Below are 16,610 nucleotides of genomic sequence, written 5' to 3'. Positions count from 1 at the left end.
ACAGCACCACACCCAATGCGAAAATTTATAACTGTTAACCTAATCTCCCGACAAAAACAACACTCTAAAGATAAAATCGAAACAACTTTATTAAATTATATATAGGTAGTGTTTTAATTTTTGATTACTTTCTGAGTTTTGGTGACTTTTCCTGTGGTTACTGTTACTAGGTAAACACCTTTTGCGTAATTAGAAAAATCGATTTTATCTGTATTTAGCGTAAAGGATGTGAGGAGCTTCCCTTCTATATTATAAATACTAACTTCATTTACAGGTTTGTTACTTTGAATGTTTAATTGATTCATAACCGGATTTGGATAAACGGAAATATTGGTTTTGTCTAAATCGTTTACGCTCATTTCCTCTCCCACTATTTTATATATGGCGCTATTTCCTGCTACATAAAGCTCTCCGTTGGCAGATTCACCAAAAGCAGGAATGAAATAATTTGTATCTGTCAAGAACTCTAAATTGTGGTCGCCATCAACCCATCCTATTTCTCCTGAACAGTAATCTGCAAAGAAATATTTCCCTGTTAAATTTGGATATGATACCCCTCTGTAAACATAACCTCCGGTAATCGAACATCTCCCACCTGAATGATTATAAGTAGCTACCGGAAAAGTCATTGTTTCTTGTGCGGCGCAACCTGATGTGTCATACGTGTTGTTTCCTTCGTAACATCTCCAACCGTAATTCAAACCTGCGGTGTTAGATGGTTCATGGTTGATTTCTTCGATAGCATTTTGACCAACATCGGCAATCCAAACATCACCCGTTTCTCGGTCAAATGAGAATCTCCAGGCATTTCTCAAACCGTAAGACCAAATTTCATCGGATCCCTCGGCGCCTACAAAAGGATTATCTGCCGGAGATGTATAAGTTGTTCCGCTTACATCTATACGCAGCATTTTTCCTAGCAGTGAATTGATATTTTGTCCGTGTTGCTGCGGATCTCCTCCACTTCCACCGTCACCCATCGAAATCCAAAGATATCCGTCTGGTCCAAAATGGATATCTCCTCCGTTGTGATTTGCAAAAGGCTGATCAATGGTTAAGATTACAGTTCCAGTTGTTTCTGCTACGTCGGGATTGTCACTTACTTCGTATCGGGCTATTACTGTATCTCCGCTTGGATTGGTATAATTTACAAAAAATCTTCCGTTGCTTGCATAATCCGGGTCAAATGCCAAACCAAGCAAACCGCGCTCTCCTCCACTGCTGATGATGGAACTTATGTTTAAGAATGGAGTTTGATTGATGGTTCCGTCTGCATTAATGATTCTGATTTGTCCACCTTGTTGGACAACGAATAATCTGTCATCACCTGCATTAGTAATTCCTATTGGAGAAGTAAATCCTGTTGCGAACTGCTGAAGTTCAAATTCCTGGGCGGTTGCTGTTAAAGAAAGGATAGCCACAGCTATCGAGAAGTAAATTTTTTTCATCTGTTTATATTTAATTAATTAAAGGTCAGATGGAATCAGCCAATAACACCCGGTTGACAACAACTTAATTGTTATGTGTTATGGCTCATTTCATAAAAAGCCTTTTCAAAGTCTAAAGATAAACATTTTATGATTCAGTTATGATAAATATCAGGGTGTGGTTGTAGAAAGTTGAATGACTTTACCGTTTTGGTAACGATGGCCATTTAATCCGAAATTATAAAGATATTCGGCGGTTTCTTCTGCGGAGATGGGTGCGATGTATCCCGGAAAGGCTTCTTCGAGCATTTCGGTTTGGACAGCACCAAGTGCGATGCAGTTGATACGTGGTTGGTTTTCGTTAAATTCTTGTGCGAGGAGTTCAGTCAGGGTTACCAATCCCGCTTTCGATGACGAATAAACTCCTAATCCCGGAAATTTGAGCGACCCTTGTACTGCGCCCATGGTGGTAATGTTAACGATGTGGGAATTAAAATCTGTTTTGTCGAGAATTAATTGAATTAAACGAAAGGGTCCTTTGTAGTTGACGTCGATAGAATAATCGATGTCGGATTCTGTGATTTCAGCGAAGGGTTTGTTAACCAATAAGCCGGCGTTGTTGTACAAAACATCAACCTTATTCCAATCTTGAATCGCCTGTGTAATTTGATTTAAGCTATTGTAATCTGCTAAATCCAGAGAAAGGAAACGGAATTGAGAATTGTTTTCGAACATTTTGAGCTCTTCTAATTTTTCTGCGTTTCGGGAGATTGCCAGAACGTTGTTTCCATTAAGTAAATGGATTTTGGCTAATTCTCTTCCGATTCCGCGGCTCGCGCCTGTGATGATGATGTTTTTGTTCATGGTTTTCCGCTTTTGAGCGCGTGAAATTTTATGTTGGTAAATTTAATTATAATTATTGAGGTTGGAAGATGGAAGATGGACGTTCTGTGTATGGAAATGAAATTATTGGCTTGATGAAATGAATTAAAACACTGAATACTATTACTTTATAAATATTTTTTTTTTACTGCTAATCCAGGGAAGTGTATTACTCACTCTGAGAATGATAATTCTCATTTAAGAAATAAAAATGTTTGATTCTTTTAATCAGATGTACCAAATTTGTAAAAAAATTTGAATTTAAATAACAAAGGTTTTAAACAGACAATTTGATGAGTATAGAATTGCACTGACAAATTATTTCAACAGGAGAAATCACCGTCATAAAATAATTGCGCAATATCAATTTCGAAATTTATACTGTAATTTGTTCCAAATTTTTTCGTTCTAAAGAAGTGAAATTCATTCAGGCTTTATTATTGTTGCTCTTATTTTCTTTTGTTTTCGGACAAGAGAAAAAGGATTCTTTGTATCATTTTTATGATTTCAAAAATGAATCTAAACAATATGAACCTGATTTTGAAAGAAAACTCCCCAACGATTCAGCAATTGTAAAAACACTCGATTCACTCAAAACAATTGGCTATTTCACAGTTACTTTGGATTCCCTGAAAGATAAAAATGTTTACCTGAACAAAGGAAAAATGTACAAAAAAATATGGGTAAAAGGTGATTCGCTTTTTGCGCAGAAAGTCGATTGGTTTCCAGTTAATAACTTGGATTCCCTTGTAAAAACCATTACAACAAAATATGCAGCGCAAGGTTATCCATTTTCCAAAATCAATATACAATCGGAGGGATTTCGAAACGGAGAAGCGCAAGTGAGCCTGCATTTGGAATTATTTGCTTCGCGCACCATTGACGGAGTGAAAGTGGAAGGATATGAAAAATTATCCCAAGGCTATATCAGACACGGATTAGGATTGAAAAAAGGTAAAATTTACAACGAAGTTGAACTGAAAGGAATTGCCGAGAAAATGCAGTTCAATAATTTCATTGAAGAAATCCGCAGCCCTCAAACACTTTTCAATACGGATTCTACAACTATTTATCTTTATGTAAAAAAAGTAAAATCAAATCTGTTTGATGGAATTTTAGGATTTGGAAACGACCAAAACGGAGATTTCAGATTCAATGGAAATGTAAAAATCGAACTCAACAACAATTTCAACAGCATGGAACAAATCCGTCTCAATTGGATTGCTACGGCTGACAAAAGTACAACGCTTGACCTGAGTGTACGTGTTCCATATTTGTTTAAATCTGCGATTGGAACGCAGACTGATTTTAATTTATACAGAAAAGACAGCGTGTTTGTAAACACTAAGCTTGAAGAAAGATTGTTTTACCAAATCACGCAAAATTCCAATATCGGTCTCAATCTCAGCTATGAAAGTTCCAATTTCGTTTTAGATGATTATCCTGAAATTGCCAGTTTATATGATGATTTCAACAAGAGCGGAATTGGTTTGAGCTATGAATATATGCTTCCTACAAAAAACAGATTGCTGGAAGGTCGTACCGCGCTTTATCTTTTAGGGAAAACACTCAAAAGAAAAGGTCAGGAAAAAGATGCTGCCACTTCCGAAATTATAACGACGGATGCGCAACAATACGAAGTCGGCATCAAAGCTTTCCGGATTTTTACCCTTTATCCAAAACATTTAATCAAAGCACAGGTTGAAGGATATGGACTTTTCAGCAACAGCGATTTTTATTCGGAAAATGAACTCTACAGAATTGGTGGATTTGGAAGCGTACGCGGGTTTAACGAAGAAAGCATCACCGCTTCAGCTTATGGAATTACTAGCTTGGAATACCGTTTCATGCCCAATGACGGATTTTACGTCTCCGCATTTGGCGATTATGCTTTTGTAGAAAACAAAGCCACGCTCATCAACGAAAACCTGCTCGGCGTCGGCGTTGGGATTTCATTTCTCACGCAATTAGGCGTTTTCAATTTGAGTTATGCCGTTGGGAAACAATCCGATACCAATTTTGATTTCAGGAATTCTAAAATTCATTTTGGGATACTTACCCGATTTTAGATAATACGAAGTTCGAAATTCGCAACAAAAAAACCTTGCCCCAAACGAGAGACAAGGTGGAAATTGTGTAATTAGCTATTTGTGCTTATTGCTTTATGAGCTCCAAATTTACGATTAATTTTACTTTATCTGCAACTACCAATCCGCCCGTTTCAGTCGTTGCACTCCAATTCAATCCGAAATCTTTGCGGTTGATTTCTCCTTCAAATTCAAATCCCGCTCTTTGGTGTCCATAAGGATCGGTGATTACGCCTCCGAAATTTGCGTCTAAAGAAACCGGTTTTGTAGTGCCTTTGATGGTAATTTCTCCATTCAATTTATCTCCGTTCAACTCACTTCCTTTGAATGTTAAAGTTGGAAATTCGCTTGCATTAAAGAAATCATCGCTTTTCAAATGTTCATCGCGCTGGGGATTTTTTGTATTGATGGAATCAATGTTTGCTGTAAATTCAAAACTAGGATTTCCGAAATTGTCATCCTGAGATTCTGCAGATGCATCAAAATCTAAAAATTCTCCTGAAACTGTGGAAATTACCATGTGTTTTACTTTGAATTGGACTTCTGAGTGACTTTTATCTAAATTCCATTTTGTTGACATAATGTTTTGTTTTTAAAATTATAAGGCAAATCTATTTTGAATTAATCGACTGGATATTGACGTATGATAAGAAATTCAAAATCCAATTAAATAGCTAATTTACAGAAACTTAAATTCAAAACCATTACTAAAAAATTAAATAAATGTTAAATTAATTCTTTTTGTTTCGTATTTACCGAACAAACTATAAATTTGCCCAAAAAATTAAGAATTTGATAAACGAATCCAAAAAAGAATTAATCGAAGAGTTTGCTGCACATTATATAGAAGCTTACGGGCTTGCTCCTTTGGCGGCAAAGATCTATGCCTATTTGTTGATGGATTGTAAGCGGGAAGGTAAAACTTTTGATGAGCTAGTTGAAGTTTTCAATGTAAGCAAAAGTTCAGTTTCCAATAGTTTGCATCTTCTTTCGCAACACAAACACATCGAACAATTTACCAAAATCGACCAAAGAAAAAGGCTGTACAGGATTTCTCCTGAACACATCATCCTCAGGTTGAAAAAAATTCACACATTTCTTTTGAGAGAAAAATACCTTTCAGAAAAATACAAATGTTACCGTGAAGATAATTCAGTAGAAATAAATGAGCTTCACCTCAAAGGCTCCCAAATTTATTCTGAACATTTAAATAAATGCATTGCCCAAATGAGTGAAACTGTAGAAAAATTAGAACAATTAAATCAAAATATATAAATGAAAACGACATCGATAATACTTTCGCTGCTCACGCTGACTTTATTGACATCATGCGGAAAAGACCAACCCCAACAAGCACCACCCCCACCCACTATACCTGTAATCGAAGTAGGAACCAAAGACGTTACTGGTTACCAGTCTTTTCCCGTGAATATCGAAGGAAAAGTAAACAATGATGTAAGAGCAAAAATCTCTGGTTATATAACACAAGTATATGTAGATGAAGGACAAGTGGTGACTAAAGGACAGCCGCTTTTCAAATTGGAAACGAATGTTCAGGCTCAAGATGCAAATGCAGCAAAATCAGGAATCAATGCAGCGCAAGCCAACATCAATGCAGCGCAGGCTTCGGTAAATGCTGCCAAAGTGGAAGTTGATAGATTAATTCCACTTGTAGATAAAAAAATCATCTCCAATGTTCAATTGGAAACTGCGAAAGCCAATCTGGCAATGGCGCAGGGACAATTGGAACAAGCAAGAGCTGCTTACCAACAATCCAAAGCCAATTACGCCGGAGTTCAGGCCAATATGGATTTTGGGGTAGTGAGAAGTCCAATTACAGGTGTCGTAGGTGCAATCAATTTCCGCGAAGGAAGCTTGGTAGGACCATCTGACCAGACGCCTATCACGACGGTTTCTGAAGTTGGTGAAGTTTACGCTTATTTCTCTATGAATGAAAGAGAATATTTGGATTTCCTTTCAGGTGCTGAAGGTAAAAATGTTTCGGAAAAACTAAAAAATATGCCGGAAGTAGAATTGGTTTTGGCAAATGACCAGGTTTATTCTGAAAAAGGAAAAATCCAAACAGTTACAGGACAAATCAATCCTCAAACGGGAACAATTCAGTTCAGAATTTCATTTCCAAATAAAGAAAGATTGCTGAGCAACGGAAACAGCGGAACCATCAGAATTCCTAAAGAATACAAAGATGTGTTGGTAATTCCCGAAGCTTCAACTTACGAGCAGCAACGTGTTATATATACTTACAAAGTTCAGAATGACACAGTTTATTCGACAATTATCGAAGTGGAAGCAAGCGTAAACAAAATGGCGATTGTAAAATCAGGATTGAAAAAAGGAGATAAAATTGCAGCGCAAGGAGTTGGGAAATTGAAAAACAAAGCTCCAATCAAGGCTCAGCCAACAACTATCGACGCAATTATTGATTCAATCCAAACCACATTTTAATCGAAAAAAATCATGTTAAAGACATTTATAGAAAGACCCGTCCTATCAACGGTTATTTCAATTATAATCGTAATTATGGGTATCCTCGGTCTGACCGTGCTTCCCGTAACGCAATATCCTGAAATCGCACCGGCAACGGTTCAGATTTCCGCTTCTTATCCGGGAGCAAATGCACAGACCGTTTTGGAAAGTGTGGTAATTCCTATTGAGGAACAGGTAAATGGTGTGGAAGGAATGGATTATATTTCTTCTACGGCAACCAACAATGGTACAGCAACCATCAACGTAATTTTCAAAGCAGGAGTTGATCCGGACATCGCGGCGGTAAACGTTCAAAATCGTGTTGCCAGAGCAAATGCGCTTCTTCCTGCTGAAGTTACGCGTTCAGGGGTAATTACCCAGAAACAGCAAACCAGCGCCTTGATGTTCGTTTCATTTTATTCTGAAAATGACAAATACGACCAGACTTACATCCAAAATTACATGAATATCAATGTCGTTCCTGAGTTAAAGAGGATCAATGGTGTCGGTGATGCGAGTGTATTTGGTGCGAGAAATTATTCCATGCGTGTTTGGTTGGATCCTGCGAAAATGTCAAGTTACGGGTTGGTTCCGTCGGACATTACAGCGGCTTTGAACGAACAAAGTTTGGAGGCTGCCGCAGGACAATTAGGAGAAAATAATGCGGAGGCATTTCAGTATGTAATCCGTTACAGCGGTAAATACAGAACTGAAGACCAATATGAAAATATTGTCATCAAATCCATGAACAACGGGCAGATTCTTTACTTAAAAGATGTCGCCAAAATAGAAATGGGTGCGCAGGCATACACAGGTGTTTCAAGATTAAATGGAAAACCGGCTTCGGCAATGGTAGTTTACCAGACACCAGGTTCAAATGCACAGGAAATCATCGAAAATATCAAAACAGAATTAGATGTAATCGAAACCAAATTACCGGAAGGAATGCATTACACCATCATGTTTGATACCAATGAATTCTTAGAGGCGTCGGTTTCCAAAGTGGTAACGACTTTGATTGAAGCATTCATCCTGGTATTTATCGTGGTTTATATATTCTTACAGGATTTTAGGTCAACATTGGTTCCGTTGATAGCCGTTCCGGTTTCGATCATCGGTACATTTTTCTTCCTGAATTTGTTTGGATTCTCCATCAACTTATTGACATTATTTGCATTGGTACTCGCCATCGGTATTGTGGTGGATGACGCCATTGTCGTCGTCGAGGCAGTCCATGCCAAAATGGAAAAAACCCACGAATCGGGTAAACAGGCAGCTGTAAGCACGATGAATGAAATTTCGGGAGCGATTATTTCCATCACGCTCGTTATGGCAGCGGTATTTATTCCGGTAACATTTATACAAGGTCCCACCGGGGTTTTCTACCAGCAGTTTGGTATTACGTTGATTGTAGCGATTTTCATTTCAGCAGTAAACGCATTGACTTTGAGCCCGGCATTGTGTGCCTTGTTCCTGAAACCTCACGTAGATGAGCACGGAAAGAAAAAGAATTTCGTTCAAAGATTCTTCCAATATTTCAACAATGGATTTGACGCGATGACACGCAGATATACCAAGAGCTTTGGATTTTTATTGAGACACAAATGGATCACATTTGCAATCCTTGCTTCATGTTTGGTTTTGGTATTTTTTGCCAACAAATCGATGCCTTCAGGATTCGTTCCAAACGAAGACCGTGGATTTATCATGGGTAACGTTGAACTCCCTCCGGGTGCTTCATCTGACCGTGTGGTTCAGGTGCAGAAAGAATTCGAGAAAAAAGCTTCTCAGATTCCGGGTGTTGAAGCCATCACTTTGGTTTCCGGATTCAGCTTTATTTCAGGTCAGGGTTCTAACTATGGTATCGCGTTGATTCGTTTAAAACCATTCAAAGAACGCCCGACAGAAGACCTTTCTACCGATGCAGTCGTAGGACAATTATTTGGAATTGGCGCATCTATGCCTGATGCCAAAATGATTTTCTTCTCGCCTCCGAGTATCCCGGGATATGGTATGTCTTCAGGGTTTGAATTAAAATTATTGGACAAATCAGGTGGAAGTTTTGCCGATTTTGACAAAGCAACTCAGGAATATTTAGGAGCGCTGATGCAGCGACCAGAAATCCAATACGCGCAAACTTCATTCAACACCAATTATGCTCAATATGAAATTGAATTAAATATCCCGCGTGCAAAACAATCAGGCGTTTCCGTAAGTGATATCTTCTCTGCATTGCAGGGTTATATCGGAGGAATTTATGCGGCTGACTTTACACGTTATGGGAAACAATACCGCGTGATGATTCAGGCTTTACCGGAAGACCGCGCTTCTGAACAAGATTTAAATTCAATTTTTGTGAGAACTAGTTCAGGTTTGATGACTCCGATTACACAGTTTGTATCCTTGAAAAAAGTTTATGGACCGCAGTCTGTGGATCGTTTCAACTTATTTAGTTCTGCCAATATTACAGGTGCAAGCAATCCTGGTTATAGCTCAGGTGATGCGTTGCGTGCGGTACAGGAAGTGAGCGAAGCCAATCTTTCATCAAGTTACGGAATTGACTTTACAGGTTTGAGCCGTGAAGAGATCAACGCAGGTTCACAGACATTATTGATATTTGTTTTGTGTATTATCTTCGTTTATTTCATCCTTTCTGCACAGTATGAAAGTTATCTGTTGCCTTTGTCCGTTATTTTATCACTTCCGGGTGGTATCATGGGCGCCTATTGGGCACAGAAATTATTTGGATTGGAAAACAACATTTACTTCCAGATTGCGCTCATCATGTTGGTCGGATTGCTCGCCAAAAACGCGATTTTGATTGTGGAATTTGCCGTCCAGCGCAGAAGACATGGCGAAACCATCGCCGCTTCAGCATTGAACGCTGCAAAAGCAAGACTTCGTCCGATTTTGATGACATCATTTGCATTCATTTTAGGATTGATGCCATTGGTATTTGCTACAGGTGCGGGGTATGTAGGTAACCGTTCGATTGCTACAGGTGCAGCATTTGGATTGTTAATCGGTACCATCATCGGTTTGTTCAACATTCCGGTATTGTATGTAATTTTCCAATGGTTACAGGAAAAAATCAAACCTGTAAAATTTGACAACCAGGCAACGGACAACAGTTCCACAAGTTCTGTAACGCATTAATTAATTTGAATTAATTTGACAATGAAAAATATAAAATACATAGGAATTTTAGGTTTAGCCTTATTTCTCCAGTCTTGTTTTGTAGCCAAAGATTACAACCGTCCGGAACAAGTGGTCAATGAAAAATTGTACCGAACAGACCAGTTGTCACAAGATAGTTTGAGCATGGCAAATGTTTCATGGAAAGAAATTTTCACCGACCAGAAACTTGCTGCGCACATCGAAAAAGGATTGAGCAACAACCTCGACATCCGCATAGCTTTACAAAATATCGAAGCGGCACAAGCTTACGTGAAACAAGGAAAAGCGGCATACTTCCCGACAATTACCGGAAATGCGAGTTATACACATTCCACACAATCGATGAATACGCAATTTGGAGCACTTATCGGGCAAAGACAATTCCTGAACCAATATGAATTATCAGGAAGCTTATCTTGGGAAGCAGATATCTGGGGAAAAATCAGAAGTAATCAACGCGCATTTGTAGCGAGTTATTTACAGTCGGTTTCAGCACACCAGGCAGTAAAATCTGAATTGGTAGCTTCCATCGCTTCGACTTATTACCAATTGTTGGCTTTGGATGAACAAAAGAGAATCACGGAAGAAACCATTACCAACCGTGAAAACAGTTTGGAGACCACTAAACTTTTAAAAGATGCAGGTAACGTAACCGAAGTGGCGGTAAAACAAACCGAAGCACAATTGCTCAACGCAAAAGCATTGTTATTGGACATTGACAACAACATCAAACTGATGGAAAATTCATTCAGCATTTTGTTGGGAGAAAGTCCACAGACAATCGAACGCGGAACTTTAAACACACAAGTAGTAAATGCCGACATGAAAACCGGTGTGCCGATTCAGTTATTGAGCAACCGTCCTGACGTGATGGCGGCTGAGTATGCTTTGATAAATTCATTTGAATTGACAAACGTGGCAAAAAGTAATTTCTATCCGGCAATTCGTTTGACGGCGAGCGGTGGACTTCAGGGAATTGAATTTGACAGATTGTTCGACGCACATTCCCTTTTCGGCAGTGTAGTGGCTTCATTGGCTCAGCCGATTTTAAACGGAAGACAGATCAGAACACAGTATGAAGTGAGCAAGGCCCAACAGGAAACAGCGCTTTTAAATTACAAAAAGACCATCCTCAATGCCAGCAAAGAAGTTTCAGATGCCATGTACACATTCCAGACAAATGATGAAAAAATCAAACTGAAACAAGACGAATTCGAAGCCTACAACGATGCGATTACTTTTTCGGAAGAACTACAAATCTATGGTATGGCAAATTATTTAGAAGTATTGACTGCACGTGAAAACGCATTAAATGCACAGTTGAGTGTCATCAATACCCAATATGGAAGATTAAACGCCATCGTCCAGCTGTACAAAGCAGTCGGCGGAGGATGGAAATAATAATGGGTTAGATTCACCAGAGTCTTCCTTGATTTTCATAGTTTTTTAGGTTAAGTGAAAGGCGGTTCTGATTTCAGAGCCGCCTTTTTATTTTAAAATTGTCGTCATGCTGATAATTTAACAATACCACTAATTTCCCTTTTGGGTAGGGGTTTTTGTGAACTTTGAGAAAAACCTCGTCCACTTTATGGTTAAAAATCCAAGCCTATCAGCACCACTCCCGGACAACAAATATTCACTTCAACACTTCCTCTTAAAACCCCTTAATTTCTTAATGGCTAAAACAAAAACAACTCCCGAAACCCTTTCCCAAATAATGACACAAAAACACACCACCACAGCACCCCAAACAAAAACCCTTAACCAAAACGAAACGTTTTATTCAAGGGTTCGGTAGGAATGGGTTGTCAAAGTATCTTAAAAAAGTAACACCTCATTCTTGTGAAATGAGGTGCTAACCTTAACCAACCTAAACCTATGAAAAGCTATTAGCTTTATGGTTTCAAATATAGGCGCATTATTCCCTACCAAAACATACCAATATCTTGGTATTTTTAGCACTTCTACAAAACATTGGTAAACTTAAATTAATACACCCCTCACTCCTATCTTACTCGCTCCGGTCTCTCAGCAAAAAATTAATCTTTATCTTTATCCAAAATCAAATTTTCAATACAAATCCTTTATAGATGAACAAATTTCACAGTTTATTTCTGGTTCTTGCCTTAATGATCATCTCCTGCAAACAAACAAATGAAACCAAAAAACAAGAACTATCAAGAACTGAAAAAATAGAATCCATCTTAAAAAACATAAACCCTCCCGAAATTTCCAAAAATGAATTATTAATTACCGATTTCGGCGGAATAGGTGATTCAATTACTGATAATAAAGTGGCATTTGACAAAGCACTCGCTATTTCTAAAGAAAAAAACGGCGGAAGAATCATCGTCACACCGGGTGTTTATATCGTCAACGGGCCAATTCATCTCCTTAGCAATACAACTTTAGACATTCAAAAAGGCGCTAAAATCATTTTCGGAACCAATTCAAAAGATTATTTACCGCTTGTCCCAACTAGCTGGGAAGGTACGTTCATCAATAATTACAGCCCGTTAATTTATGCTTACCAGGCAGAAAACATCGCCATTATCGGCGAAGGAACCATCGATGGAAATGGAAAAGACGGTTTCAGTTTATGGTACGACCAGCAAAAACCAGCACAGGAATTAACCCGTAAAATGAACCATGAAAATACACCTCTAAAAGACAGAAACTTTGGAGAAGGATATTATTTACGTCCACAAATGATTCAGTTTTACGAGTGTAAAAACATCCTAATTGAAAACGTGACCATTGCCAATTCACCTTTCTGGTGCGTTCACTTTTTAAAGTCTGAAAATATTACTGCAAGGAAAGTTAAGTTTAATTCGCACAATAAAAACAATGATGGTTTCGACCCTGAATATTCGAAAAATGTTTTGATAGAAAACATCGAGTTCGACAATGCCGATGACAATGTGGCCATCAAAGCCGGAAGGGATTTGGAAGGAAGAAATACAGCAATGACTTCGGAGAACATTATCATCAGAAATAGCAGATTCAAGGGGCTTCATGGTTTGGTAATCGGGAGCGAAATGTCTGCCGGTGTACAGAATGTTTTTGTGGAAAATTGTACTTATGGCGGTTATTGCAAAAGGGGAATCTATCTGAAATCAAATCCTAACCGTGGTGGATTTATCCGTAATGTGTATGTAAACGATGTGGAGTTTGATACGGTATTGGATGCAATTTTCATCACTTCTTATTACAAAGGCGAAGGAAAAGGATTTGAGACGGACATCAACAACATCAATTTCGAAAACATCAAAGTTAAACACGCCAAATTAGGCGGAATCATTATCCAAGGTTTTCCGACGAAAAAGGTAAATAATGTAAGGATGAAGAATGTAAAGATAGATTCTTGCGCCGGAACTGCTTTGAGTCTGACGAATGCTGAAAATATTGTCTTGAATGACGTGAGCGTCGGAACAGAAATCACAATCCCCAGCTCTGTGAAGTAATTAAATTGAGAACAGTAGGAATATTTATATTTGATAATAAATCCATTTCATGAAAAATTCGGTTGTTTTACTTTTTCTTTTATTTGTAATTTCCTGCGCGAAAAATCATCAATCTATGGGGAAAGTTAATTCTCCTAAAAAAGATTCGTTGGATCTGGCATTGGACAGCATTTACCAACAAAAATCATTTGCGGGATTTGGTGTAGCTATAGTAGATGAGAATGGAGTTTTGTATGAAAACGGATTTGGGTTTGCTGATATTTCTAATGGAAAAAAATATACACCACATGCGATACAAAATATCGCTTCGGTTTCGAAACTGTTTGTAGGAATTGCAGTTGTAAAAGCCCAAGAGTTAGGAAAGCTGAATCTGGATGATGCAATCGGAAAATACCTTCCTTTCGAGGTTGTAAATCCTAATTTCCCTGACGAAAAAATCACTATCAGACATCTGGTGACGCATACTTCTTCCATCGGCGACAATGAATTTTATCTTTCTAAAAATTATTTCGTCAAACCCGGTCAGAATTTGGACGGATTGAAAACTGTCATCGACGAAGAACAAATCTTAAATACTGAAGAAGCTAAAGCTTCGATGGAATCTTTTCTAAAAGACATGCTGACGGCAGATGGGAAATGGTACAATGAGCACAGTTTCCTGCAACATAAACCGGGTGAAATCTATGAATATTCCAATATGGCGACGACACTTGCGGCTTTCATCGTGGAGCATGCAACGGGAAAATCTTTTGATGAATTTACAAAAGAATATATACTCGATCCTTTGAAGATGAATGATTCGGGATGGAAATTTGAGCAAATCAACTATCAGAATTTTTCGACTTTGTATGAAAATCCTATGACTCCGGTGGCGCATTACGACATGATTACTTATCCGGACGGTGGATTTATCACTTCTGTACATGATTTGGGGAAATTTCTTTCTGAACTGATCAAAGGCTACAATGGAAAAGGAAGAATCTTGTCTAAAAAAGGATATGATATCTATTTTGAACCGCAATTAAATGCTGACAATTTCATTGATAGAAATGAAAGAAATCCTTACAGCGAAGCTTACAATGTGGGTGTATTTGCGGGCTACAGCTATATGGGAAACATCGGTCATACGGGAGGCGATCCGGGCGTAACTTCTATAATGTTTTTCAATCCGGAGGAAAATATCGGGAGGATTTTGCTTGTCAATACCAATGTTACTGACAAAGCCGGGATGGATGCTTTTTACGGAATCATGGATTTGCTGGGAAAATTTAAATAATTGATAATTAAATAAGGCGTGGTATTTGAAAGTCAAAACGAAACTTCAAATAATTTAAACTATGAAAAATATATTATGGATTTCTGCTGTAATTTTATTGGTTTTCGTTTCCTGCAAAACCGCGAAAATCAACTCTGATAACCTCCAAGGCATTTACAGTTATGGCGATGACATCGAAAAAGGACGCGTCGGAACGGTAACAATTTACACTGAAAATAAAGATTCCGCAATTTTTTATGTAGATGTAAATCGCGGTGCGCCGTCTTACAATATGGGACTTTTGTTAGGGAAAGTTAAACTCGAAAATGGTTACGGCATTTATTATAAAAAAAATGAATATTCTGATAGGGGTTGTAAATTTTCATTGAAGTTCAAACCACATGAATTGGCCATCACAACGCTTGAAGACCAAGATGAATGCGGATTTGGAAATGGAGTTTACATCGATGGCACCTATACGAGAACTTCCGATGTGCAGCCTGAATTTTACACTAGCGGCGAAGGTGATAAAGTGTATTTTAAATCAATTAAGCCTGCGGATTTGGATTAAATTCTTTCAAAAAAGATTAAAAAAATCTATTTTTGATGTCTTAAAAATCCCAACCATGAGTAGTCTCCTGAAAGATATTTATTCGCCTTTATTTTATGAAAATTTCTCTAATGTTTTGTTAGAAACCGTTCCGGGATTTGATAAAGAAAATTTCATAAGTTCCATTTTTGATGATGACTGGAACGAAAGAGAATTGAAATCGAGGATGAAACATACGGCGACGGTTTTGTATGAATTTATGCCTAAAGATTTTGAAGCTGCCGGGGAATTAATCCAAAAAATAATTTTAAAAATAAAGGAAAAACCGTTTACGAATTCTTCGTTTCCGTTTATGTTTTTTCCAGAATACATCGAAAAATATGGTTTGGATTATTTTGAAATTTCGGTAAAATTGATTGAAACTGTAACTCAGTTTATAAGCTGTGAATTCACGGTTCGCCCTTTCATCATCCGTTATGGAAATGAAATGATTTCAAAAATGACTGAATGGTCTATACACGAAAATCATCATGTGCGCAGACTTGCGAGCGAAGGTTCGCGCCCGAGGCTTCCTTGGGCGATCTCGCTTCCTGAGTTGAAGAAAAACCCCTCACCTATCTTGCCTTTGCTTGAAAACCTGAAAAATGATTCTTCTGAATATGTGAGAAGAAGTGTTGCAAACAGCCTCAATGATATTTCGAAGGACAATCCTCAAGTTACACTTTCCATCGCTAAAAAATGGAAAGGTCTCGGAAAAGAAACGGATGCTATCATCAAACACGGAAGCCGAACACTCCTAAAACAGGGAAATACCGAAATCATGTCGCACTATGGTTTGGTAAATAGTGATAAAGTTTTTATTTCGGATTTTGAGTTAGTGAATTCAAGAATCAAAATCGGTGATTATCTGGAATTTTCATTTAAAATTGAGAATCAGGAAGAAAACGCAGTTCCTGTAAGATTGGAATATGGAATTTATTATCTTCGTCAAAATGGAAGCTGGTCTAAAAAGGTTTTTAAAATCAGTGAACGAATTTTACTTTCGAATGAAATTTTGATTGTATCGAGAAAACAGAGTTTCAAAATCATCACTACCCGAAAATTTTATGGGGGAATTCAAAAAATATCCATCATTGTCAATGGACATGAACGATGTGTGGAGGAATTTGAGATTATTGGGCAATAAATCCAAAAGCAATTCAGCATTTTTGAAATGCTGAATTAAATTCTTAGCAAAAATTCGCTCAATTTTCGTTGAAATAATTTCACCAAAACTTAACC

Annotated in this window: 12 protein-coding genes; 9 read left to right on the top strand and 3 right to left on the bottom strand. The window is 37.9% G+C overall.

The window, feature by feature from the left end:
* Positions 1-113 precede the first annotated feature (113 nt).
* The gene (locus B8977_RS11550) at positions 114-1,448 is read right to left on the bottom strand and encodes a PQQ-dependent sugar dehydrogenase (RefSeq protein ID WP_084017873.1); all 1,335 of its coding nucleotides are present in this window, start codon (positions 1,446-1,448) and stop codon (positions 114-116) included.
* A gap of 150 nt (positions 1,449-1,598) precedes the next feature.
* Positions 1,599-2,291: an SDR family oxidoreductase gene (locus tag B8977_RS11545; RefSeq protein WP_084017872.1), complete on the bottom strand. Its 693-nt coding sequence runs from the start codon at positions 2,289-2,291 to the stop codon at positions 1,599-1,601.
* A gap of 434 nt (positions 2,292-2,725) precedes the next feature.
* Here B8977_RS11545 and B8977_RS11540 point away from each other — a divergent pair, with 434 nt between their 5' ends.
* Entirely contained in the window at positions 2,726-4,378 is a 1,653-nt protein-coding gene (locus B8977_RS11540) for a BamA/TamA family outer membrane protein (protein ID WP_084017885.1), read from the top strand.
* An 85-nt stretch (positions 4,379-4,463) separates the two neighbouring features.
* On the opposite strand, the gene B8977_RS11535 is transcribed toward B8977_RS11540, so the two are convergent.
* Positions 4,464-4,976 (bottom strand): YceI family protein, encoded by a 513-nt coding sequence (locus tag B8977_RS11535; protein ID WP_084017871.1) that lies wholly within the window; start codon positions 4,974-4,976, stop codon positions 4,464-4,466.
* Between the two features lie 212 nt (positions 4,977-5,188).
* On the opposite strand from B8977_RS11535, the gene B8977_RS11530 reads away from it, so the two are divergent.
* The 8 genes from B8977_RS11530 (at position 5,189) to B8977_RS11490 (ending at position 16,515) form a co-directional block, all read left to right on the top strand.
* Positions 5,189-5,671: a hypothetical protein gene (locus tag B8977_RS11530; protein ID WP_084017870.1), complete on the top strand. Its 483-nt coding sequence runs from the start codon at positions 5,189-5,191 to the stop codon at positions 5,669-5,671.
* The gene (locus B8977_RS11525) at positions 5,672-6,862 is read left to right on the top strand and encodes an efflux RND transporter periplasmic adaptor subunit (protein ID WP_084017869.1); all 1,191 of its coding nucleotides are present in this window, start codon (positions 5,672-5,674) and stop codon (positions 6,860-6,862) included.
* 12 nt (positions 6,863-6,874) lie between these two features.
* A complete protein-coding gene (locus B8977_RS11520; RefSeq protein WP_084017868.1) occupies positions 6,875-10,039 on the top strand; it encodes an efflux RND transporter permease subunit in 3,165 nt (1,054 codons plus the stop codon).
* A gap of 21 nt (positions 10,040-10,060) precedes the next feature.
* Positions 10,061-11,461, top strand: coding sequence for an efflux transporter outer membrane subunit (locus tag B8977_RS11515; protein ID WP_084017867.1), 1,401 nt, complete (start codon positions 10,061-10,063; stop codon positions 11,459-11,461).
* Positions 11,462-12,150: 689 nt separating this feature from the next.
* Positions 12,151-13,524, top strand: a complete 1,374-nt coding sequence (locus B8977_RS11505) for a glycoside hydrolase family 28 protein (protein WP_084017865.1) — start codon at positions 12,151-12,153, stop codon at positions 13,522-13,524.
* Positions 13,525-13,573: 49 nt separating this feature from the next.
* On the top strand, positions 13,574-14,800 hold the full coding sequence (locus B8977_RS11500; RefSeq protein WP_084017864.1) for a serine hydrolase domain-containing protein: 1,227 nt from the start codon (positions 13,574-13,576) through the stop codon (positions 14,798-14,800).
* Positions 14,801-14,861: 61 nt separating this feature from the next.
* The gene (locus tag B8977_RS11495; protein WP_084017863.1) at positions 14,862-15,350 is read left to right on the top strand and encodes a hypothetical protein; all 489 of its coding nucleotides are present in this window, start codon (positions 14,862-14,864) and stop codon (positions 15,348-15,350) included.
* 55 nt (positions 15,351-15,405) lie between these two features.
* Positions 15,406-16,515: a DNA alkylation repair protein gene (locus B8977_RS11490; protein ID WP_084017862.1), complete on the top strand. Its 1,110-nt coding sequence runs from the start codon at positions 15,406-15,408 to the stop codon at positions 16,513-16,515.
* The last annotated feature ends 95 nt before the right edge of the window (positions 16,516-16,610 follow it).

The organism is Moheibacter sediminis (assembly GCF_900176425.1).
GTDB classification, from domain to species: domain Bacteria; phylum Bacteroidota; class Bacteroidia; order Flavobacteriales; family Weeksellaceae; genus Moheibacter; species Moheibacter sediminis.
The sequence above is the reverse complement of the archived record's forward strand: the minus strand, read 5'-3'. Positions and strand labels throughout refer to the sequence as shown.